Source organism: Leclercia sp. LSNIH8 (genome assembly GCF_002920195.1).
Taxonomy (GTDB): Bacteria; Pseudomonadota; Gammaproteobacteria; order Enterobacterales; family Enterobacteriaceae; genus Enterobacter.
Map to the genome: position 1 here is coordinate 801450 of NZ_PQJY01000001.1, position 21941 is coordinate 823390.

The window sequence follows — 21941 nt, forward strand, 5'->3', positions numbered from 1 at the left end:
TCCGGGGGTGTAATAAAGACGGCCAAAAAGGCTGTCGAACATCTTTGCGGAGTATTTAAATGGCAATTAGCACACCGATGCTGGTGACATTTCTTATCTATATTTTTGGCATGATCCTGATAGGGTTCCTTGCATGGCGTTCAACCAAAAACTTTGACGACTACATCCTCGGCGGGCGAAGCCTTGGGCCGTTCGTGACGGCGCTCTCTGCGGGCGCGTCAGATATGAGCGGCTGGCTGCTGATGGGCCTGCCGGGCGCCATCTTCATCTCCGGTATTTCAGAAAGCTGGATCGCCATCGGTCTGACGCTGGGGGCATGGATTAACTGGAAGCTGGTGGCCGGGCGTCTGCGCGTGCACACCGAAGCTAACAACAACGCCCTGACCCTGCCGGACTACTTCACCGGCCGTTTCGAAGATAACAGCCGCATCCTGCGTATTATCTCCGCATTAGTGATTCTGCTCTTCTTCACCATCTACTGTGCCTCTGGCATCGTGGCAGGCGCGCGTCTGTTCGAAAGCACCTTCGGCATGAGCTATGAAACCGCACTGTGGGCGGGCGCGGCGGCGACCATCCTCTATACCTTCGTGGGCGGGTTCCTGGCGGTCAGCTGGACCGACACCGTGCAGGCCAGCCTGATGATTTTTGCCCTGATCCTGACCCCGGTGATTGTGATCCTGTCGGTGGGCGGCCTGGGTGATTCCCTGGCGGTGATCCAGCAGAAGAGCATCGAAAACGTCGATATGCTGAAAGGGCTGAATTTTGTTGCCATCGTGTCGCTGATGGGCTGGGGGCTGGGTTACTTCGGCCAGCCGCACATCCTGGCGCGCTTTATGGCGGCGGATTCGCACCACACCATCGTTCATGCCCGTCGTATCAGTATGGCGTGGATGATCCTCTGCCTGGGCGGCGCCTGTGCGGTGGGCTTCTTCGGTATCGCGTACTTTACGAACAACCCGTCGCTGGCGGGCGAGGTGAACCAGAACGCCGAGCGCGTGTTCATTGAGCTGGCGCAGATCCTCTTCAACCCGTGGATTGCCGGTATTCTGCTCTCCGCTATTCTGGCGGCGGTGATGTCCACCCTGAGCTGCCAGCTGCTGGTCTGCTCCAGTGCCATCACAGAAGATCTCTACAAAGCCTTCCTGCGTAAGGGCGCCAGCCAGAAAGAGCTGGTGTGGGTCGGCCGCTTTATGGTGCTGTTGGTGGCGCTGGTCGCTATCGCGCTGGCGTCAAACCCGGAAAACCGCGTGCTAGGTCTGGTGAGCTACGCCTGGGCGGGCTTTGGCGCCGCCTTTGGTCCGGTGGTGCTGTTCTCCGTGATGTGGTCCCGCATGACCCGTAATGGCGCCCTGGCGGGGATGATCATCGGTGCGGTTACCGTTATCGTCTGGAAGCAGTTCGCCTGGCTGGGCCTGTATGAAATCATTCCAGGCTTTATCTTCGGCAGCATCGGGATCGTGGTCTTCAGCTTGATGGGTAAAGCGCCATCTACCTCAATGCAGAAACGCTTTGCGGAAGCCGACGCGCAGTACCACACCACCGCGCCGACGAAGTTGCAGGCGCAGTAAGTGACAGACACGCTATAAGCCGGGCTTGCCCGGCTTTTTTTATTGCTAATTTCCGTGATTTACGCTGATATCGCTGGGCAAATTACAATGAGGATAGCGAAGAATGAGACTTAAAAACGGACTTATGGCGGGCGCGCTTTTACTGCTGGCAGGCTGTAATGCGCCCTCTCACAGCACCGCGGACAACACCTGCAAAGCCGATAACCAGATGCAGCAGACCACTCTCTATTTTGGCCTGAACCGTCCGGCAGGGGAGGCGATCACCGGCCAGGAGTGGCAGCAGTTTGTGGACCAGGACGTCACGCCACGTTTTCGTGATGGCTTAACGGTGTTTGATGCCCGCGGGCAGTGGCTGGGTAACGACGGAAAAGTGGCGCGTGAGGCGAGCAAGGCGCTGATGCTGATCCACGGTAAAGATGCGCAAAGCGAGAGCAATATCGAGGCGCTGCGCGGGATCTATAAAACGCGCTTCGCCCAGGAGTCGGTGATGCGCGTTGACCAGCCGGTGTGTGTGCAGTTTTGATAAGACCGGGTGCGGCCTGTTTGCCGGGTGGCGCTAGCGCTTACCCGGCCTACTTATCCTGTAGGCCCGTGCAAGCGCAGCGCCGCCGGGCAACAAACTACAACACTAATCCCGCAAAGCTCGCCGATAACAGGCTTACCAGCGTCGCGCCATACACCAGGCGCAGGCCAAAGCGTGACACCACGTTGCCCTGTTTCTCGTTCAGCCCTTTAATTGCCCCGGCCACAATGCCGATAGAGGCAAAGTTAGCGAAAGAGACCAGGAACACCGACAGAATGCCCAGCCCGCGCGGGGTCATCTCTGCGGCAATCTTTTGCAGCTCGATCATCGCCACGAACTCGTTCGCTACCAGCTTGGTCGCCATAATGCCGCCCGCGTGCAGGGCATCGCTCAGCGGGATCCCCACCAGCCAGGCCAGGGGATAGAAGACATAGCCCAGAATCTGCTGGAAGCTCAAACCAAACAGGCTGGAGAAAAGGGCGTTGACGGCGCTGATCAGGGCAATAAAGCCAATCAGCATCGCCAGAATAATCATCGCCACTTTGAAGCCAGCCAGAATATATTCCCCCAGCATCTCAAAGAAACTTTGGGACTCATGCATCTTCTCCAGCTTAATTTCCGGCTCCGCTTCCGGGCGGGTGGGGTTAATCACCGTGAGGATGATAAAGGTGCTGAACATATTCAGGATCAGCGCCGCGACCACATATTTTGCCTCCAGCATCGTCATATAGGCGCCGACGATGGAGAGCGACACGGTGGACATCGCGGTGGCCGCCATGGTGAACAGACGACGCGAGGAGAGATCGCCCAGCACCCCTTTGTAAGCAATAAAGTTTTCTGACTGGCCCAGCGTCAGGGAGCTAATGGCGTTAAACGACTCCAGCTTGCCCATGCCGTTCACTTTCGACAGCAGGGTGCCGACAACGCGAATAATTACCGGCAGAATGCGCCAGTGCTGCAGAATGCCGATCAGTGCGGAAATAAAGATAATCGGACACAACACCCCAAGGAAAATAAACGCCAGCCCTTTTTCGCCCATCCCGCCAAATACAAAGTTGGTCCCTTCGGCGGCATATTTCAGTAACGATTCAAAGAAGCCCGAGACGTACTGAATAACGAACAGACCGCTTTCGGCATGGAGGAAAAAAAACGCCAGCGCAATCTCAATAACAATGAGTTGAATGACGTAGCGAATACGGACGTTGCGGCGGTCGAAGCTCACCAGCCAGGCCAGCGCAAGGATAACCACCAGCGCCAGCAAGAAGTGCAGGAATTGATACATAGTTGATTTTCAGCAGATTAATGAGGCGCATATTTAGCCACAGCCTGCTGTGAGCGTAAATGGGCATTTACGTTATAACTTATTCACCTTTTAGTCACTTATGTGATTATTTTCCCGGTACAGGTTTACATCCTGTCATCAAAATGCAGCATATTTCGCTTGTATTTCTTATTGCCGTAATGATAATCACTATCACAAGAATTTACCTTTCTTTGCATGAGTTGACGGCGAAAAACATTTAAGGTGTCGCATGTTTGTTCCATTCCTCATTATGTTACGTGAAGGGCTCGAAGCAGCCTTAATTGTCAGTCTTATCGCCAGCTATCTGAAACGCACCCAGCGGGGCCGCTGGATCGGCGTGATGTGGATTGGTGTCTTCCTTGCTGCCGCCCTCTGCCTGGGCCTGGGCATTGCCATCAACGAAACCACCGGTGAATTCCCGCAAAAAGAGCAGGAGCTGTTTGAAGGGATCGTGGCGCTGATTGCGGTGGTGATCCTCACCTGGATGGTCTTCTGGATGCGTAAAGTGTCCCGTAACGTCAAAGTCCAGCTGGAGCAGGCGGTGGACAGCGCGCTGGCGAAGGGCAAGAGCCACGGCTGGGCACTGATCATGATGGTCTTTTTCGCCGTGGCGCGTGAAGGGCTGGAGTCGGTCTTCTTCCTGCTGGCCGCCTTCCAGCAGGATGTCGGGATCTGGCCGCCGCTGGGTGCGGTGCTGGGCCTGGCGACCGCGGTGGTGCTCGGCTTCCTGCTCTACTGGGGCGGCATTCGTCTCAATCTGGGCGCTTTCTTCAAATGGACCAGCCTGTTTATTCTGCTGGTGGCCGCCGGGCTGGCGGCGGGGGCGATCCGCGCCTTCCATGAGGCGGGTCTGTGGAACCACTTCCAGGGGGTGGCGTTCGATCTCAGTAACGTCCTCTCTACCCATTCGCTGACCGGCACCCTGCTGGAAGGGATCTTTGGCTATCAGGAGACCCCGAGCGTCAGCGAAGTGGCGGTGTACTTTATCTATCTTATTCCGGCGCTGGCGCTGTTCTTTATGCCATCGCGCCCCAGCGCTCAGCCGTCGCGTACTGCGCCCTGAAGTGCTCATTGTAGTTACAACATACTCTAAAAGGTTAAGGGAAAAGTCATGGCAATCCACTTTCGTCGCAGTGCATTACAGGCTGGCGTGGCAGCGCTGATCGCTTCTGCATTCGCCGCACAGGCCGCGGATGTTCCACAGGTAAAAGTCACCGTCAATGATAAACAGTGTGAGCCGATGACCATCACGGTCAACAGCGGTAAAACCCAGTTCATCATCCAGAACCACAGCCAGAAAGCGCTGGAGTGGGAGATCCTCAAAGGGGTGATGGTGGTGGAAGAGCGGGAAAACATCGCGCCGGGCTTTAGCCAGAAGATGACCGCCAACCTTGAGCCGGGCGAATACGACATGACCTGCGGCCTGCTGACCAACCCGAAAGGCAAGCTGATCGTGAAAGGTGCCGCCACCGCCGATGCCGCCAAAGGCGACGCACTGTTGAGCCTCGGCGATGCCATTACCGCCTATAAAGCATACGTCACTAAAGAGACCGCGGATCTGGTCGCGGGTACCAAAGCCTTTACCGATGCGGTGAAAGCGGGCGATATCGAAAAAGCGAAATCCCTCTATGCGCCGACCCGTCAGCACTACGAGCGTATCGAGCCGATTGCCGAGCTCTTCTCGGATCTCGATGGCAGCATCGACGCCCGTGAAGACGACTACGAGCAGAAAGCTGCCGATCCGAAATTCACCGGTTTCCACCGTCTGGAGAAAGCGCTGTTTGGCGACAATTCCACCAAAGGGATGGAGCAGTACGCGGAGCAGCTGAACAGCGACGTGTTGGAGCTGCAAAAACGCATCAGCGAGCTGGCCTTCCCGCCGTCAAAAGTGGTGGGTGGCGCGGCAGGGCTGATTGAAGAAGTGGCCGCCAGCAAAATCAGCGGCGAAGAAGATCGCTACAGCCATACCGACCTGTGGGACTTCCAGGCCAACGTCGAAGGCGCGCAGAAGATCGTTGACCTGCTGCGTCCGCAGCTACAAAAAGATAACAGCGCCCTGCTGGAAAAAGTGGATGCCAACTTTAAGAAAGTGAATACCATTCTGGCGAAATACCGCACCAAAGAGGGCTTTGAGACTTACGACAAGCTGACCGACGCCGACCGTAATGCCCTGAAAGGGCCGATTACCACCCTGGCGGAAGATCTGGCTCAGCTGCGCGGTGTACTGGGTCTGGACTAAGTTGATGAACAAGCATGACGAGTACGACGTGGCTGAACCTTCACGACGTCGGTTGTTAAAAGGGGTAGGGGCGCTTGGCGGCGCCCTGGCCCTGGCAGGCGGTTGCCCGGTGGCGCATGCGGCAAAACCGCAGAGCGCGCCGGGCACGCTCTCCCCTGATGCGCGGATGGAGACCCAGCCGTTTCACGGCCTGCATCAGGCTGGGATCTTAACCCCGCAGCAGGCTTCGATGATGCTGGTGGCCTTTGACGTGCTCGCCAGCGATAAAAGCGAGCTGGAGCGTCTGTTCCGCCTCCTGACCCAGCGCATTACCTTTCTGACCACCGGCGGCCCGGCGCCTGAGACACCGAACCCGCGTCTGCCGCCGATGGATTCCGGTATTCTGGGGAGCTATATCGCCCCGGATAACCTCACCATGACGGTATCGCTGGGGGCGTCGCTGTTTGATGATCGCTTTGGTCTGGCGGCGCAGAAACCGAAATCGTTGCAGAAGATGGTTCGCTTCCCGAATGACTCCCTGGATGCGGCGTTGTGCCATGGCGATCTGCTGATCCAGATCTGCGCCAATACCCAGGACACGGTGATCCACGCCCTGCGGGATCTCATCAAGCACACCCCGGATCTGTTAAGCGTGCGCTGGAAGCGGGAAGGGTTTATCTCTGACCACGCCGCGCGCAGCAAAGGCAAAGAGACCCCGGTGAATCTGCTCGGCTTTAAGGATGGCACTGCCAACCCCAACAGCCAGGATGGGCCGTTAATGGATCGGGTGGTGTGGGTGACCGCCGATCAGGGCGAACCGGCCTGGGCAGTGGGCGGCAGCTATCAGGCTGTACGCATTATCCAGTTCCGCGTGGAGTTCTGGGACCGGACGCCGCTGAAAGAACAGCAGACCATTTTTGGCCGCGACAAGCAGAGCGGTGCGCCGCTGGGCATGAAAAACGAGCACGACGTGCCGGATTACGCCAGCGACCCGGAGGGCAATGTTATCGCCCTCGACAGTCATATCCGCCTCGCTAACCCGCGCACGCAGGAGACTGAACAAAACCTGATGATGCGCCGGGGCTACAGCTACTCGCTGGGGGTGACCAATTCCGGTCAGCTGGATATGGGGCTGCTGTTTGTCTGCTTCCAGCACGATCTGGAGAAGGGCTTCTTGACCGTGCAGAAGCGCCTGAACGGCGAGGCGCTGGAGGAGTACGTCAAACCCATTGGCGGAGGCTACTTCTTTGCGCTGCCTGGCGTACAGGATAAAAACGGCTGGCTTGCCCAGGGGCTGCTCGAGGCCTGAATACCGTCCCGCTTACCCCTTAAGCGGGACAGTTTTTTCACGTCCCGCTATCTCTTTGTTATAATTCTGTAATATCCCCATAGCAGACTAAGTATCGCTGTCAGGCGAATCTTAAAAGTTGCACTCAGGTAAAAATAATGTTGCATTCATGCTAAATCCTGATGTACTTAGATTAAGAAAGCGGTAAACCTTACAGTGAACATGAATCACTCTGGAGATCGCGAATGGTTGGGTCCTCTACTGGACATGGTAAACGCAACAACCGCAGCACACGGCGCGGAGGCCCACACTCCGGCAGCGATCTCTTCACCGAAAAATTCTCCCCCTCCACAGCAAATCCTGATTTTTCCGACCTGACGAATGGTGAGCATAGCGATTCGGCCGGGTCATTTAACCAAGCAAGCTATGGCTTAGAAGGAAGCCAACCCTCAGATGTTTGTTCGCCTAATCGCACCGACTCTGGTGCGAGTGATGAATACCAACAACTCAAGGTGCTATCCATGGGAAGACAAAAAGCAGTGATCAAAGCTCGTCGTGAAGCAAAACGTGTGCTGAGACGGGATTCACGTAGCCATAAACAGCGTGAAGAAGAGTCGGTCACCTCGCTTGTGCAGATGAGTGGTGTTGAAGCAATTGGCATGGCGCGGGACTGCCGTGATACGACCCCGATTGCGGCACGCAACGACGCTCAGGCGCAGTACCTGAATGCTATCGAGAGTAAGTCGCTCATTTTCGCCACCGGGGAAGCCGGGTGCGGGAAAACGTGGATAAGTGCAGCCAAAGCGGCGGAGGCGCTGATTCATAAGGACGTCGATAAAATCATTGTCACCCGTCCGGTACTGCAGGCCGATGAAGATCTCGGTTTCTTGCCAGGCGATATTTCGGAGAAATTTGCCCCTTACTTCCGGCCTGTTTATGACGTGCTGGTGAAGCGTCTGGGGGCCTCTTTTATGCAGTACTGCCTGCGTCCCGAAATCGGTAAGGTTGAAATTGCGCCGTTCGCCTATATGCGCGGACGTACATTTGAAAATGCAGTTGTGATTCTCGACGAGGCTCAGAACGTAACTGCTGCGCAAATGAAGATGTTCTTAACGCGCCTCGGGGAGAACGTGACGGTTATCGTCAATGGCGATATCACCCAGTGCGACCTGCCGGCGGGCGTTCCGTCCGGGCTGAGCGACGCGCTGGCACGTTTTGAGGAAGATGAGATGGTGGGCATTGTGCGTTTCAATAAAGACGACTGCGTGCGCTCGGCGCTGTGCCAGCGGACGTTGCAGGTCTATTCCCGGTAATGGCATAACCTTCTCGTTTTACTTTCTTCTGCAATCCCTTCCCGGCGCAATGCCGGGAAGCTGCGTCTGTCGAAACACTTCTGTTGGGTTGTCTTTTTAAAGATCACATTATGATAATGTCATATTTATTTCGTACAGAAAATGCCGGGTATTACGCAACGTTTTGCTGTATCTATAAGTCTTAACGTTAATTCAAATGCGCTTTTTAATAAAAAATGCAGAAGTGTGATATTTAATCATAATACCCACAAAATATGTATGAAAATCATGATCAGGCTAATTGTAAATAATCGATTAAACGTGAATGTTGTCACAATTCATTACTGCCATGCTAATATTAAGTTGGTCTCTTTCTGACTATTATCTATGTTTCGTAGTTATCCAAACACAATTCTATAAAGAAACTTACAGAGAATCCGTTTTCTCTGGACCATTACGCTGAGGGCCATACATGAACGAACTGGTTGGTGCAATTAATGGTGTTATCTGGAGCCCGGCGTTAATATTTTTATGCCTGGGTGTCGGCCTCTATTTCTCACTGCGTAGTCGCTTTCTGCAATTACGCCATGTTAAACATATGGTCGCGCTGATGTTTCAGGGGCGCGCCACCGATGCAGGAGTGTCGTCGTTTCAGGCACTGACGATGACGCTGGCAGGACGTGTGGGGACCGGGAATATCGCCGGCGTAGCGACCGCCATTACCTTTGGTGGTCCTGGCGCGATGTTCTGGATGTGGATGGTAGCCTTTTTGGGTGCCAGCTCTGCTTTTGTTGAATCCACGCTGGGTCAGGTATACAAAGAAAAAATTAACGGTGAATATCGTGGCGGCCCTGCCTTTTATATTGAAAAAGGGCTGGGCGTAAAATGGTATGCATGGTTATTTGCTGTAGTGACTATTTTCTCCTGCGGCTTATTACTTCCAGGTGTACAGGCAAACTCTATTGGTGCCAGCCTGGATATTGCATTTGGACTTAATCCGAATGTTACCGCCGCATTATTGGCCATGCTGTTAAGTTTCATTATTTTCGGTGGTGTAAAAAGGATCGCCAGCTTTAGCAGCATGGTCGTTCCTTTTATGGCGCTCGGCTATATTATTGTGGCCTGCGTTATTATCGCTATTAATATTGAACAGCTCCCTTCCGTAATTCTGCTGATCTGGAAAAGTGCATTTGGCCTTGAAGCGGGCTTTGGTGCCGTTCTGGGGCAGGCGATCATGTGGGGCGTAAAGCGCGGGGTTTATTCCAACGAGGCGGCGCAGGGTACAGGGCCACATGCTTCATCAGCAGCCGAAGTCAGTCATCCGGCAAAACAGGGGTTGGTTCAGGCTTTCTCAGTCTATATCGACACGCTGTTCGTCTGCTCCGCTACCGGGTTTATGCTGTTGATCACCGGGTTGTATAATGTTCAGGGCGTCGACGGCGCGGCAATCTACACCGGCATCGCAGGCGTGGCGGCAGGTCCTGGCTATGTGCAGACCGCGATGGAAAGTATGATGCCTGGTTTTGGTAACTACTTTGTCGCCATTGCGCTGTTCTTCTTTGCCTTCACCACTATTATTGCCTACTACTATATTGCTGAAACAAATATTGCCTTTATCAACCGCAAAATTAACCGCCCATGGCTGACGTTTTTGCTGAAAATATTCCTGTTAACCTCCACGGTATATGGCACCGTGCGTACTGCGGATCTGGCATGGGGGCTGGGCGATATTGGGGTCGGATTGATGGCGTGGCTTAACATTATTGCAATTGTTCTTTTACATAAAAAAGCATTTGCCAGCCTTAAAGATTATGAAACGCAGAAGGCGCAAGGAATCGATCCCCAATTTGACCCGATCCGGCTTGGAATTAAAAATGCCGATCATTGGGTTAAGGAACCTAAAGATGAAAAGGGTATGAACCCGGATCAGACATCTCCTCTGCCGGGAGGCCGGACGGTAAGTTGATGGTGCGAGAAAAGCCCGTACGCAAGTACGGGCTTTTTTAATGGCGTGGTGAGGTAAAGCTCCCCCCACAGATGTGCAATATGAGAAAAAAAGCCCGCATTTTCATGCGAGCTCTTCTTAAAATATGGCGGTGAGGGGGGGATTGACTCGCTGCGCTCGCCCTACGGGCAGCCCACTCACTGCGTTCGTGGTCTGTCCAACTGGCTGTCGCCAGTTGTCGAACCCCGGTCGGGGGTTCTCATCCCCCCACAGGCGTGCAATATGCGAAAAAAAAGCCCGCATTTTCATGCGAGCTCTTCTTTAAATATGGCGGTGAGGGGGGGATTCGAACCCCCGATACGTTGCCGTATACACACTTTCCAGGCGTGCTCCTTCAGCCACTCGGACACCTCACCATATTTTTTTTGCTGCCTTTCCTCTCGGGGGCAACGGGGCGCTACTATAGGGAGTCAGGCTAAAACGGTCAAGCAGATTTTCTGCTTTACTGCGCGTTCGGTTAAGCAATAAGCAGCTCCACGGTTTTCAGGCCGTGGAGCAGGCGATTAGCGTTGTGAATCGAGTGCTTCCCCGTTCTTCACCACCTCTTGCGCTTTACCGTAGCTTTCAATCAGCAGCTGATAAGCCGGGAAGATATGGGTATAGACTTCTGCCCATTGCATTGCATCTTCACGATTCCAGGTGCGCTGGATCTCCGAGGCGACGGCGGCAGTATCCATCGGCACGACGCCAGCCTGCACGATACGCGCCAGGGTGATCTCCTGCGCCATTTTACTGTAGGTGCCCGAAGCATCGATCACCGCAAACACTTTATAGCCGTCAGCCACCGCGCTGATCGACGGGAAGGCCATGCAGACGCTGGTAATGGTACCGGCGATAATCAGCGTCTTGCGCCCGGTCGCCTTCACAGCAGCGACGAAGTCCGGATTATCCCAGGCGTTGATCTCACCCTTCCGCGCCACGTACTGCGCATGGGGCGCATTGGCGTGGATCTCCGGGATCAGCGGCCCGTTTGGCCCTTGTGGTACGGAGGCAGTGGTGATCACCGGGATATTCGCAAGAGTAGCGATTTTTGCCAGCGCTGCGGCGCGGGCACGCAGCTCCGGCATCGGCATATCACCAACTGTCTGGAACAGGCCGCTCTGGTGATCGATAAGCAACATTACCGCATCATTCACATCAATAGCCGGACGGGCGCCATTAAAGTTAGCAGGGGTAGACATGATTCTCTCCTTTATTACATTCAGATCTGGCCGAAGCGGCCGGAATTGAAATCGCGAACGGCTTCGGCGATTTCGGTTTTACTGTTCATCACAAATGGACCATAGCCCACAATCGGCTCATTCAGCGGCTCACCGGCCATCAGCAGCACTTTGGCGTCGCTGCTGGCTTCCAGATGCAGCTTCTCCCCTTGCTGGCTCAGCACCACCAGTTGGGCTTCACCCGCCTGCTCGGTGCCGTTTACCGTCACGCTGCCCTTAAGCACTACCAGCGCGGTGCTCCAGCCCTCGGGTTGGCTGAGCGTAAGGTGGCTGCCCTGATGCAGGGCGATGTCCCAGACGTTCAGCGGCGAGTAAGTGTGCGCCGGACCGGTAGTCTCCTCGTAGCGTCCGGCGATCACCCGTAGCGAGCCGGCGTTGTCAGGCAGCGTCACCACCGGGATCTTACGTTTTGTGATGCTCTGATAGCCCGGTGCCGCCATCTTGTCCTTCGCCGGCAGGTTGACCCACAGCTGCAACATTTTTAGCTCCCCTCCGTTTTGCGCAAAGGCGCTGGAGTGGAACTCCTCATGCAGGATGCCGGCGCCTGCAGTCATCCACTGCACGTCGCCCGGGCCAATCACGCCACCTTTACCGGTTGAGTCGCGGTGTTCAACTTCGCCGGAATAGACGATGGTCACCGTTTCAAAACCGCGGTGGGGATGCTGGCCCACGCCGCGTTTCGCGCCATCCGCCGGGAACGAATAAGGCCCGGCGTAATCCAGCAGTAAAAACGGGCTCAGTGGCTCCCCATGGGTCTGGTATGAAAACATTGAACGCACCGGGAAACCGTCGCCAACCCAGTGCGGCCGGGGTGCGGTATAAATGCCTGTTACGTTTTTCATCGTTTTCTCCTGATGTTCTGTTGATGTAATTAGCTTATATTCAGGGTTAATATCCCGGTAGATAGTGAAAATGACATGCACTGTTCCATTTATGGAACGATGAGGACGTTATGCAGGATCTCAATGATTTCGCGTGGTTTGTCAAAGTGGTCGAACACGTTGGTTTCGCGGCAGCCGGGCGGGCGCTCGACCTGCCAAAATCCCGACTCAGCCGACGGATTGCCCAGCTGGAGGCACGGCTTGGGGTACGTCTGATCCAGCGGACAACGCGGCAGTTTACGGTTACTGAAGTGGGGCAGACCTTCTATCAGCACTGCAAGGCGATGCTGATAGAAGCCGAGGCAGCGGAGGAGGCGGTCGCGGCCTTGCAGGCGGAACCGCGCGGCCTGGTGCGGATCACCTGCCCGGTCACGCTGCTGCACGTCCACGTCGGACCGATGCTGGCTAAATTTATGGCGCATTACCCCGGAATTAACCTCCAGCTTGAGGCGACCAACCGGCGGGTGGATCTGGTGGCGGAGGGCGTTGATATCGCCATCCGTGTGCGTCCTCGCCCGTTTGATGACAGCGATCTGGTGTTGCGGGTGCTTGCAGACAGAGGGCATTGCCTGGTGGCGAGTCCGCAGTTGATCCAGCGTCTGGGTATGCCGACCATGCCATCGGAGCTCAGCGCCTGGCCCGGGCTGAGTCTGGGGGAGGGGAGACAGGTTCATAAGTGGGCGTTAAGCGGGCCGGAGGGAGCAAAAGCGGAGATCCATTTTCAGCCGCGCCTGATGACTACCGATATGCTGGCGCTACGGGAAGCGGCGATAGCGGGCGTGGGGCTGGTGCAGTTACCCATTTTGATGGTCAAAGAGCAGCTGGCGTCCGGGGCATTAATAAAAGTGCTTGAAGAGTGGGAGCCACGACGGGAAGTGATCCATGCGGTGTATCCCTCCCGGCGCGGGCTGTTGCCGTCAGTCAGGACGCTGGTGGATTTTTTGACCGAGGAGTATGCGCGGATGGTAGAGGAGTGAAGCCAGGTTTGGGTTTCGTAGGGCGGGTAAGCGTAGCGCCACCCGACATGTACTGGCTGTCGCCAGTTGTCGAACCCCGGTCGGGGATTCTCATCCCCCCGCGGAGAATATAAAAGAAAAAAGCCCGTACTTTCGTACGAGCTCTTCTCTTGAATATGGCGGTGAGGGGGGGATTGACTCGCTGCGCTCGCCCTACGGGCAGCCTGTTCGCTGCGCTCTCAGTCTGTCCAACTGGCTGCGCCAGTTGTCGAACCCCAGTCGGCGGTTCTCATCCCCCCAGCGGAGAATATAAAAGAAAAAAGCCCGTACTTTCGTACGAGCTCTCATCTTGAATATGGCGGTGAGGGGGGGATTGACTCGCTGCGCTCGCCCTGCGGGCAGCCTGTTCGTTGCGCTCTCAGTCTGTCCAACTGGCTGCGCCAGTTGTCGAACCCCAGTCGGGGGTTCTCATCCCCCCAGCGGAGAATATAAAAGAAAAAAGCCCGTACTTTCGTACGAGCTCTCATCTTGAATATGGCGGTGAGGGGGGGATTCGAACCCCCGATACGTTGCCGTATACACACTTTCCAGGCGTGCTCCTTCAGCCACTCGGACACCTCACCATATTGTCATCCCGTTGTTGCTGGGACGGGCGCTAATGTAAGGAAAAGCCTGACTTACGTCAATCACCTTTTTCAGTAAATTAGCGCGTTCAGACAAACTTCAGCCAACATGATTTTTAATTGCGCTGAAAGTGCCTTTTTTATCAGCAAAGACCCCACACCCAAAATTTGTTATGCTGCAATCCAGTTGATAATGAACATAAAACAGCGCAACAGAAGGCAATCGCAATGGACATTATTTTTTATCACCCGACATTTGATAACGCTTACTGGATAAAAACACTTTCGGCGGCCCTGCCGGGCGCGCGGGTTCGGGAGTGGAAGCGCGGCGATAACGAACCTGCAGATTATGCCCTGGTGTGGCACCCTCCGGTTGAGATGCTGCAGGGGCGAAACCTGAAAGCGGTGTTTGCCCTTGGCGCAGGGGTGGACTCGATCCTCAGCAAGCTCAAGGCGCACCCGGAAATGCTGGCGGAGTCGATCCCGCTGTTTCGCCTGGAAGATACCGGCATGGGCCAGCAGATGCAGGAGTATGCGGTCAGCCAGGTGCTGCACTGGTTCCGCCGCTTTGACGATTACCAGGCGCTGAAACAGCAGGCCCGCTGGGAGCCGCTGGCCGACTATCAGCGCGAAGATTTTACTATCGGGATCCTCGGGGCAGGGGTGTTGGGATCGAAAGTGGCCGAAGCGCTTGCGCCGTGGGGCTTCCCGCTGCGCTGCTGGAGCCGTACCCGTAAAGATTACCCTGGCGTCACCAGCTTTGCCGGGAAGGAAGAGTTGCCGCAGTTTTTAGACGGCACGCGGGTGCTGATTAACCTGCTGCCGAATACGGCTGAGACGGTTGGGATCATTAATAAGGCGCTCATCAACCAGCTGGCGGACAACAGCTACCTGATGAACCTGGCGCGTGGTGTACATGTGGTGGAAGCCGATCTGCTGGCGGCGCTGGAGAGCGGCAAGCTGAAAGGGGCGATGCTGGATGTCTACAGTAAAGAGCCACTGCCTGATGACAATCCTTTGTGGGCCCACCCGCGTGTGGCCATGACGCCGCACATTGCGGCGGTGACGCGTCCGGCAGAAGCCATCGACTATATCGCCCGCACCATCTCGCAGCTGGAGAAGGGTGAGCTGGTCACCGGCCAGGTCGACAGACAGCGCGGTTACTGAGTTATACCCGGCGATTGCCGGGTTTTTGCTGATAAACGCCCGTGATAACTGCTATCCTTTGGGAAACACGAGAGGAGAGAACGATGTACCCCGTTGACCTGCATATGCACACCGTCGCCAGTACCCACGCCTACAGCAACCTTCATGACTACATCGCCCAGGCAAAACAGAAGAACATTAAGCTCTTTGCGATCACCGATCATGGCCCGGATATGGCAGATGCGCCGCACTATTGGCACTTTGTGAACATGCGCATCTGGCCGCGGGTGGTGGATGGCGTCGGGATCCTGCGCGGCATTGAGGCCAACATCAAAAATACCCAGGGCGACATTGATTGTACCGGCCCAATGCTCACCTCTCTGGATCTGATCCTCGCCGGTTTCCATGAGCCGGTTTTCGCTCCTCAGGATCAAGCTACCCATACCGAGGCGATGATCGCCACTATCGCCAGCGGTAACGTACATATCATCAGCCATCCGGGGAACCCGAAATACCCGATTGATATTCAGGCGGTCGCGCAGGCGGCGGCGGAGCATCGCGTGGCGCTGGAGATCAACAATTCCTCCTTTATTCACTCCCGTAAAGGTAGCGAAGCAAACTGCCGGGCAGTGGCGGCTGCGGTGAAGGAGGCCGGTGGCTATGTAGCGCTGGGCTCCGATTCCCATACCGCCTTCACGCTGGGCGATTTTAGCGAATGCCGCAAAATCCTCGACGCGGTGGACTTCCCGGAAGATCGCATCCTGAACGTCTCCCCGCGTCGGCTACTCGATTTCCTGGAGTCGCGTGGCATGGCGCCAATCAATGAATTTGCTGATTTTTAACTGTGTAATGGACTAAATAAATGAATGAGTTTTCCATCCTCTGTCGCGTACTGGGTTCTCTCTATTATCGCCAGCCGCAGGATCCGCTGCTGGTGCCGCTGTTTACCTTGATCCGCGAAGGCAAGCTGGCCCAGAACTGGCCGCTTGAGCAGGATGAGTTGTTGCTGCGTCTGCAAAACAGCTGCGACATGCAGCAGGTCGCCGCCGACTACAATGCGCTGTTTGTTGGGGAAGAGTGCCGCGTGTCGCCGTATCGCTCTGCCTGGGAAGAGGGCGCGACCGAAGCCGAAGTGCGCGCATTCCTCTCTGAACGCGGAATGCCGCTGACCGATACCCCAGCCGACCACCTCGGCACGCTGCTGCTGGCGGCCTCGTGGATTGAAGATCATGCGGCGGAAGATGAAAACGAGGCGCTGGAAACCCTCTTCGGGGAGTACATCCTGCCCTGGTGCGGGACGTTCCTCGGGAAGGTTGAAGCGCACGCCACTTCATCTTTCTGGCGCACCATGGCGCCACTGACCCGCGATGCCATTGCCGCAATGTGGGATGAGCTACAGGAAGAGAACGAAGAGTGATTTAGCTCACCATCTGAATGTAACGGCAAATCTCAATTTGCATATTATGTGTTCCTGATCTCATTTAATGGCCGCGTATCTGTTAAGATGCGCGCCATGAACATTCTATTTTCTATCGCAATCACGACAGGCATCCTATCCGGTTTATGGGGCTGGGTTGCCGTCTCTCTCGGACTCCTCAGTTGGGCGGGCTTCCTTGGCTGCACGGCCTATTTCGCCTGCCCGCAGGGGGGCGTGAAGGGGCTGTTTATCTCCGCCTGTACGCTGATGAGCGGCGTGGCGTGGGCGATGATTATCATCCACGGCAGCGCGCTGGCACCTCATCTGGAAATCGTTGGCTACGTTATGACCGGCGTGGTGGCGTTTTTGATGTGTATCCAGGCAAAACATCTGCTGCTCTCGTTTGTGCCCGGCACCTTTATGGGGGCCTGCGCTACTTTTGCAGGGCAGGGGGAGTGGCGGCTGGTGGTGCCTTCGCTGGCGCTGGGGCTGGTGTTTGGCTACGCCATGAAAAACAGCGGCCTGTGGCTGGCGGCGCGCAGGGAGAAAACGCGAAACGTCACGGCGTTGAGCGAATAAAAAAGGCGAGACCAGGGTCTCGCCTTTTTAATGCGCTTTCTGTCAGGATTCTGGCGGCGTCGACATCTCGCGGTATTTCACCAGAATATCGTTTTTCACTTCATTTTTGTTTTGCAGGTCCCACAATCCGCGATCGATACCGTCGTTAATCAGGAAGATCACCCCGGTTTCGATAGCAGACATCAGGCAGAGCATGACCGGCTCGTTAGAGGTATAACCGATTTCGCCCTCCAGCAGACGCTGGTAGTCGATGAAACGGAACACCCCGGCCTGCACTTCATACGAGAGAATGGTTTTGCTGGTAGTCACGGAAGACAAAATCTCGCCGGTACTGACGTTGACCACACGCAGGTTCACCGCAATCTGGTCAAGCTGGTACTGCGTATCGCCGCCAATACCGAAATACCGGGCCCCCACACCGCCCGATTTCACGTTACTTTCGTAGCCGATAATTGAACCTTCTACCATCACGTTCGCCGCTGTAAGCGAATGCAACGGAATACGGTTGTTCATCGCCACGGTGCCGTTATCCTGCGCAGCACGAATGATCTTACGTTCGTTGAGCAGGTTTTGCAGCCCCTGACGTTCCAGAGGAATAAACCAGCGAGAATCTTTTAACGCAGTAACCAGCATGGCGGTGGCGCTCTGCGGTACAGCCGTTGAGAAGTTACTTGCCGGATACGGTTTAAATTGCCCGGTTTCATCCTGAATATTATAAACCGACACGTAGATCTTACCCGTTGGCAATGGCAATTTGGTTAAATCACGATAGCTCTGGGCGCGAGGCATTAATGTCGGTTTTGCTGCTTCTTTTGGAGGAGCAGTTAAACAGCCGCTCAATAAGCACACTGCAACAAGGAGGAGAAAGCGCTGCATGATTATTATCCTTATCTCGACATTATTTAAAAGTCGGTAGAACCGCTTTGCAAGCCAGCAACCTGAATGGTGGACGTTTTCCCCGTTTTGCGGTCTGTCACGTTCAGCTGCATTTGTCCGTCCGCATTGGCAATGTCGACAATAAAGTCGCTGGTCACCATACGGCCGGGTTTGCCGGTATTAATATTGGTCAGCAGCCCGCCCAGAACCTGGGCCTGGATTGCCTGGGTAAAGTTATCCAGCGCACTCGGGGTTTCAATCCCGAAGTCGTCAGAGCCTGGATCCGTATAAGAGTTTTGTGCCTGGGCCGAGTTTAAAAGAAAAGAACCGTTATTAGGGTTTCCACCAAAGTTCGGGTTGCGGAACTGGAAGGTCATATTTCCGGCCCAGCTCAGAGATGGAATAAGCATTAAAGCTACTACTGCATGGACAACACGCATGGATGCCTCCGAATTAAAATTCGTCTGGTGCTAAATCGCCCGTACCCAGCAGAGCTTTATCGATCTGCAGGCGATTTAATGCCTCTTCGGTTTGAGCCAGAGCAAAGACCACATTTTTATCCAGGTCAGTTTTCGTGGGGAATAAAAAGGTCTGGAATATAACGTCCTGATTAACCGTTATGGTGATCCAGCTTCCCCAACGTGCGCTGGGCCGTTCATTGATAGTTAAGTTACCGGGATAATCACTTTCCCATTTGTCGCTGAAGCCGCGATAAAAAGCATGGCCGACTGCGGAGACGGTGTGGTCAGTTAACAATCCCGGGATCTCTACTTCAACCGCATGAAGATTCCCGGCAGCAAGCCATAAGCCTGCTGCGGCAATCCAACTCACTGTGCGTTTCATACTGTTAACGCCTGAGGTTATCATTCGCCCATGAAACCGCCTGAGTCCGGTTTTTGACAGCTATCTTCTTGAAAAGATTGTAAAGATGAGTCTTAACCGTATTTTCGCTGATAAATAACGAACGGGCGATTTCAATATTTGAAGCACCGATACGTAATTTATTCAGAATCTCTTTTTCGCGATGGGTCAGCAAAGCGGACTCTGAACTGTTATAGCGATAATTTCCGGAGTGCGTTATGAGGTAGCTGGCAAGTTTCTGCGAAAAGTAACATTCACCACGCAGAACCCCCTGCAGGCCTTCAACCACGCGCGTTTCGTCCTCATTGACATAAAAGACGCCATTGATATGTGGCCAACTTTCAATATCCCTGAATGGGTATTCTTCCGGCGTATTTAACAACAACACACGGATATTGTTGTTTTTCCTGCTTAAAATATCTTGCCAGTATTGGATAAGTTTTTTATCCGCTTCCATCATATCGAAAAGAATAATGCTACCAGGCGCAATGTCATCGAAAGAGCGTTGAATGCTATGCAATTTTCCGCTCAACGATAAACTATGCTTTAAATGCTGTAGTAAAGCTGTCGCTTGTAAAGAAGGTTTGGTCACTAACAATAAAGTCTGACCATGCAAGCTTTGGACTTCATTAAACATGATGAAACCCCTTTTTATGAAACACCTGGCAGCTGCCCCCAATATATTATTGGGGGCACCAGAAGTACTGACAGATGTTGCACTGCTGTGTGTAGAAAAAAGACCATATCCCTTAGAGAGAAGGGAGAATTAATTCGCAATGCCGAACTTCTGTTTTCAATCTAGCTTTAACGTTTTTTAAAGCAAGTGTTAAACGTGTAACAGGATGTAAAAATCAATATTACTTTGTAAAAAATGAGTTCATGAATTGATTAAGAATCATCAAAAAGTTGTACATTACGATATTGATGCACACATTTTAAAAATCATACAAATTCACTCAAGTCATTGATTGTAATGATTAATGTAAATTGAAGGCTATTAGCGATAAGGTATGAGACAGGGCAAAACGCTAAGCCTATTTTTACAATATGTAAACGTCTTAAGAAATCACGGACTTTGTCACGCAATCATGGATATATTCCGTTTCCTCTCCTCGGGACCAGACGAAACGGCAAATCCACGCATTTGAGGTTTTCCATTTTTGCAAAGGGAAAATGGCCCTTGCTAACCCCCTGTAAAATCGTTGTATCGCCACGGTATTTAATTTTAATTAATACTTTGGGGTGAACGGAAGAATAAAAATACAACTGGCGGGTGAGATATTAAAATTGTTTCGGCAGACATACTCTTCATCGTAACGCCGGGTTAACAAAATATTTGCTCTTGTTAACGCAGTTATTATACCACCAGGTCCAGGGTGATAACATGAAGAACAAGTTGTTATTGATGTTGACATTACTGGGTGCACCTGGATTTGTTTTCGCAGCGACTGATTTAGCTTCGGCAGAATACAATTTCGCGGTTAATGAGCTGAGTAAATCCTCATATAACCAGGCTGCAATCATTGGACAAGTTGGCGTAAATAATAACGCTAACGTTCAACAAAACGGCCAGAAACTGTTGTCTGTCGTTTCTCAGGAGGGCGGAAATAATCGGGCGAACATTGATCAATCAGGGAGTTATAACCTTGCTTATATTGATCAAAAAGGGAACTCGAACAATGCGAGTATTAATCAAGGTGCATATGGTAATACCGCAGTGATTATTCAGAAAGGTTCTGGTAATAAAGCGAATATTACGCAGTACGGTACGCAAAAAACGGCAGTTGTAGTACAGAGACAGTCGCAAATGGCAATTCGCGTCATCCAACGCTAGCTATTGAGCGATAATTAATCAATCCGATGGGGGCTTTACAATGAAACTTTTAAAAGTGGCAGTAATTGCAGCAATCGTGGTTTCTGGCAGTGCTATGGCTGGTTCTGTTCCACAGTGGGGTAATAACCATGGTGGTAACGGAAATAACAACGTCAGCCCAGAATCGCTGACCGTTTATCAATATGGTGGCCGTAACAATGTGGACGCTTTGCAAAGCGATGCACGTGGCTCTGAAATCACCGTTCGTCAGAATGGCTTCGGTAACGATGCCGATCTGTCTCAGGGTGCTGATAGCAGCGAAATCAGCCTGACCCAGCGTGGCCAGGGTAACGAAGCAACCATCAGCCAGTGGAGCGGTCGTGACCTCTCTGCGACTGTAAGCCAGTCTGGTGGTCGTAACGAAGTCGATCTTCGTCAAACTATGAACGGCGCTTCTGCTAACATCACTCAGGTTGGCTTCGGCAACACCGTGACTGCTGGTCAGTACTAATACTGCCGCTGTACGTCGAAAAAACAGGGCTGAGGCCCTGTTTTTTTTTGGGAGATGATAATGAATACTCTTTTACTACTTGCCGCGCTGACCAGTCAGATTACCTTTCAGACCTCCACCGAAGGTGAGAACGTGACCATTATTCCTCAGGTGACCGTCACAGAACCGTGTTTATGCCAGGTGCAAATCCTCACCTCGCGCAGTGGCCCGGGCGGGCAGAGCACCTCGCGTCAGCAAAACACCGTCTCGTTACCGGCAAATAAAACGGTCAATCTTTCCCGTATGACTCTTAATTCCGGACCCAATGACAAGATAAACGTTATTGTGACGGTCTCGGATGGTAAGTCGTTGCATCTGTCGCAACAGTGGCCACCGTCGAAAGCCTGATGTTTAAAACATTCACAAAATCAATATATTGATTAAAGTGGCGCGGATGTTATTCCATTGTTATTCTCATGTTGCTGGCGTCGTCGATGCCAGTCGACAGCCCTCCATGAAGGGCGTTGTTTAAGCGTCAGGGACGATTATCATTGAGGATTACACTGATGGTTTCGTCCCGTATCACCCTGGCCGCAGCCTTTGTTGCTGCGGTTACGCTTACCCCAGTCTGCACGGCCAATGTCATCCATTTTATCGGACGGATTGTCGAAGATCCCTGTAACGTCACGCCTGATGCGCGCGCCTTAACCGTCTCCTGTCCGCAGGACAATAAAATGTCTGTTCAACAGGTCAGCTATAAAGATGCGCTCGAGGGCAGGGTGAATGCCGCAGATCTTGCCACTGTCAGCATGAGGTACATCAACCCGGAAAAATCGCTCGCCATTGTGCAGGTTGACTACCGCTGAGGCAGGACCGTTTTCT

At 53.6% G+C, this 21941-nt stretch carries 23 protein-coding genes, 2 tRNA genes and 3 other RNA genes; 16 read left to right on the forward strand and 12 right to left on the reverse strand.

Features of this window, described 5'->3' with window-relative positions; translation table 11 throughout:
• Positions 1–59: 59 nt before the first annotated feature.
• Positions 60–1568 (forward strand): sodium/proline symporter PutP, encoded by a 1509-nt coding sequence (gene putP / locus C3406_RS03915; RefSeq protein ID WP_103823665.1) that lies wholly within the window; start codon positions 60–62, stop codon positions 1566–1568.
• A gap of 103 nt (positions 1569–1671) precedes the next feature.
• Positions 1672–2091 carry a DUF3574 domain-containing protein gene (locus C3406_RS03920; protein WP_103823666.1) on the forward strand — a complete coding sequence of 140 codons (420 nt, stop codon included), beginning with the start codon at positions 1672–1674 and terminating at the stop codon, positions 2089–2091.
• 97 nt (positions 2092–2188) lie between these two features.
• Here C3406_RS03920 and C3406_RS03925 read toward each other — a convergent pair whose 3' ends face one another.
• Positions 2189–3373, reverse strand: coding sequence for a NupC/NupG family nucleoside CNT transporter (locus C3406_RS03925; RefSeq protein ID WP_103179030.1), 1185 nt, complete (start codon positions 3371–3373; stop codon positions 2189–2191).
• A 250-nt stretch (positions 3374–3623) separates the two neighbouring features.
• On the opposite strand from C3406_RS03925, the gene efeU reads away from it, so the two are divergent.
• The 5 genes from efeU to C3406_RS03950 all read left to right on the forward strand — a co-directional run bounded on the left by efeU (position 3624) and on the right by C3406_RS03950 (position 10158).
• On the forward strand, positions 3624–4457 hold the full coding sequence (gene efeU / locus C3406_RS03930; RefSeq protein WP_103823667.1) for an iron uptake transporter permease EfeU: 834 nt from the start codon (positions 3624–3626) through the stop codon (positions 4455–4457).
• 48 nt (positions 4458–4505) lie between these two features.
• Positions 4506–5633, forward strand: a complete 1128-nt coding sequence (gene efeO / locus C3406_RS03935; RefSeq protein ID WP_103823668.1) for an iron uptake system protein EfeO — start codon at positions 4506–4508, stop codon at positions 5631–5633.
• 4 nt (positions 5634–5637) lie between these two features.
• A complete protein-coding gene (efeB, locus tag C3406_RS03940) occupies positions 5638–6921 on the forward strand; it encodes an iron uptake transporter deferrochelatase/peroxidase subunit (protein WP_103823669.1) in 1284 nt (427 codons plus the stop codon).
• Between the two features lie 500 nt (positions 6922–7421).
• On the forward strand, positions 7422–8213 hold the full coding sequence (gene phoH / locus C3406_RS03945; RefSeq protein WP_180210573.1) for a phosphate starvation-inducible protein PhoH: 792 nt from the start codon (positions 7422–7424) through the stop codon (positions 8211–8213).
• A gap of 451 nt (positions 8214–8664) precedes the next feature.
• Positions 8665–10158 (forward strand): alanine/glycine:cation symporter family protein, encoded by a 1494-nt coding sequence (locus tag C3406_RS03950; RefSeq protein WP_103823671.1) that lies wholly within the window; start codon positions 8665–8667, stop codon positions 10156–10158.
• Positions 10159–10283: 125 nt separating this feature from the next.
• Here the strand turns inward: C3406_RS03950 and C3406_RS03955 are convergent.
• The 4 genes from C3406_RS03955 to C3406_RS03970 form a co-directional block, all read right to left on the reverse strand.
• Positions 10284–10421, reverse strand: a non-coding RNA gene (locus tag C3406_RS03955) — RtT sRNA.
• Positions 10422–10465: 44 nt separating this feature from the next.
• Positions 10466–10553 (reverse strand) — tRNA-Ser (locus C3406_RS03960).
• 147 nt (positions 10554–10700) lie between these two features.
• Complete coding sequence (locus tag C3406_RS03965) at positions 10701–11378, reverse strand: isochorismatase family protein (RefSeq protein WP_103823672.1); 678 nt, start codon at positions 11376–11378, stop codon at positions 10701–10703.
• 20 nt (positions 11379–11398) lie between these two features.
• Positions 11399–12259, reverse strand: a complete 861-nt coding sequence (locus tag C3406_RS03970; RefSeq protein ID WP_103823673.1) for a pirin family protein — start codon at positions 12257–12259, stop codon at positions 11399–11401.
• Positions 12260–12369: 110 nt separating this feature from the next.
• On the opposite strand from C3406_RS03970, the gene C3406_RS03975 reads away from it, so the two are divergent.
• Positions 12370–13275, forward strand: coding sequence for a LysR family transcriptional regulator (locus C3406_RS03975; RefSeq protein WP_103823674.1), 906 nt, complete (start codon positions 12370–12372; stop codon positions 13273–13275).
• Between the two features lie 156 nt (positions 13276–13431).
• Here the strand turns inward: C3406_RS03975 and C3406_RS26765 are convergent.
• The 3 genes from C3406_RS26765 to C3406_RS03990 all read right to left on the reverse strand — a co-directional run bounded on the left by C3406_RS26765 (position 13432) and on the right by C3406_RS03990 (position 13877).
• Positions 13432–13568: non-coding RNA, RtT sRNA (locus tag C3406_RS26765), on the reverse strand.
• 42 nt (positions 13569–13610) lie between these two features.
• Positions 13611–13747, reverse strand: a non-coding RNA gene (locus tag C3406_RS03985) — RtT sRNA.
• Between the two features lie 42 nt (positions 13748–13789).
• Positions 13790–13877: transfer RNA gene (locus tag C3406_RS03990), tRNA-Ser, on the reverse strand.
• Positions 13878–14105: 228 nt separating this feature from the next.
• On the opposite strand from C3406_RS03990, the gene ghrA reads away from it, so the two are divergent.
• The 4 genes from ghrA (at position 14106) to C3406_RS04010 (ending at position 17019) form a co-directional block, all read left to right on the forward strand.
• The gene (gene ghrA, locus C3406_RS03995; RefSeq protein WP_103823675.1) at positions 14106–15044 is read left to right on the forward strand and encodes a glyoxylate/hydroxypyruvate reductase GhrA; all 939 of its coding nucleotides are present in this window, start codon (positions 14106–14108) and stop codon (positions 15042–15044) included.
• An 83-nt stretch (positions 15045–15127) separates the two neighbouring features.
• On the forward strand, positions 15128–15865 hold the full coding sequence (locus C3406_RS04000) for a phosphatase (protein ID WP_103823676.1): 738 nt from the start codon (positions 15128–15130) through the stop codon (positions 15863–15865).
• A 20-nt stretch (positions 15866–15885) separates the two neighbouring features.
• Positions 15886–16440, forward strand: a complete 555-nt coding sequence (locus C3406_RS04005) for a TorD/DmsD family molecular chaperone (RefSeq protein WP_103179043.1) — start codon at positions 15886–15888, stop codon at positions 16438–16440.
• Positions 16441–16536: 96 nt separating this feature from the next.
• Positions 16537–17019 (forward strand): DUF1097 domain-containing protein, encoded by a 483-nt coding sequence (locus tag C3406_RS04010; RefSeq protein ID WP_231604241.1) that lies wholly within the window; start codon positions 16537–16539, stop codon positions 17017–17019.
• A gap of 42 nt (positions 17020–17061) precedes the next feature.
• Here C3406_RS04010 and csgG read toward each other — a convergent pair whose 3' ends face one another.
• From csgG to csgD, 4 genes are read right to left on the reverse strand one after another with little or no spacing between them, the layout of a single operon-like run.
• On the reverse strand, positions 17062–17895 hold the full coding sequence (gene csgG, locus C3406_RS04015) for a curli production assembly/transport protein CsgG (protein ID WP_039032323.1): 834 nt from the start codon (positions 17893–17895) through the stop codon (positions 17062–17064).
• A 26-nt stretch (positions 17896–17921) separates the two neighbouring features.
• The gene (gene csgF / locus C3406_RS04020) at positions 17922–18335 is read right to left on the reverse strand and encodes a curli production assembly/transport protein CsgF (RefSeq protein WP_103823677.1); all 414 of its coding nucleotides are present in this window, start codon (positions 18333–18335) and stop codon (positions 17922–17924) included.
• A 13-nt stretch (positions 18336–18348) separates the two neighbouring features.
• Positions 18349–18738 (reverse strand): curli production assembly/transport protein CsgE, encoded by a 390-nt coding sequence (csgE, locus tag C3406_RS04025; RefSeq protein WP_103823678.1) that lies wholly within the window; start codon positions 18736–18738, stop codon positions 18349–18351.
• 4 nt (positions 18739–18742) lie between these two features.
• Entirely contained in the window at positions 18743–19393 is a 651-nt protein-coding gene (gene csgD / locus C3406_RS04030) for a biofilm master transcriptional regulator CsgD (protein ID WP_103823679.1), read from the reverse strand.
• A 747-nt stretch (positions 19394–20140) separates the two neighbouring features.
• Between csgD and csgB the strand changes: the two genes are divergently transcribed.
• The 4 genes from csgB (at position 20141) to C3406_RS04050 (ending at position 21925) form a co-directional block, all read left to right on the forward strand.
• Positions 20141–20590, forward strand: a complete 450-nt coding sequence (csgB, locus tag C3406_RS04035) for a curli minor subunit CsgB (protein ID WP_103823680.1) — start codon at positions 20141–20143, stop codon at positions 20588–20590.
• 40 nt (positions 20591–20630) lie between these two features.
• Complete coding sequence (csgA, locus tag C3406_RS04040) at positions 20631–21080, forward strand: curli major subunit CsgA (RefSeq protein ID WP_103823681.1); 450 nt, start codon at positions 20631–20633, stop codon at positions 21078–21080.
• A gap of 60 nt (positions 21081–21140) precedes the next feature.
• Positions 21141–21467 (forward strand): curli assembly chaperone CsgC, encoded by a 327-nt coding sequence (gene csgC, locus C3406_RS04045; protein WP_103823682.1) that lies wholly within the window; start codon positions 21141–21143, stop codon positions 21465–21467.
• Between the two features lie 158 nt (positions 21468–21625).
• On the forward strand, positions 21626–21925 hold the full coding sequence (locus C3406_RS04050; RefSeq protein ID WP_231604244.1) for a fimbrial protein: 300 nt from the start codon (positions 21626–21628) through the stop codon (positions 21923–21925).
• Positions 21926–21941 lie beyond the last annotated feature (16 nt).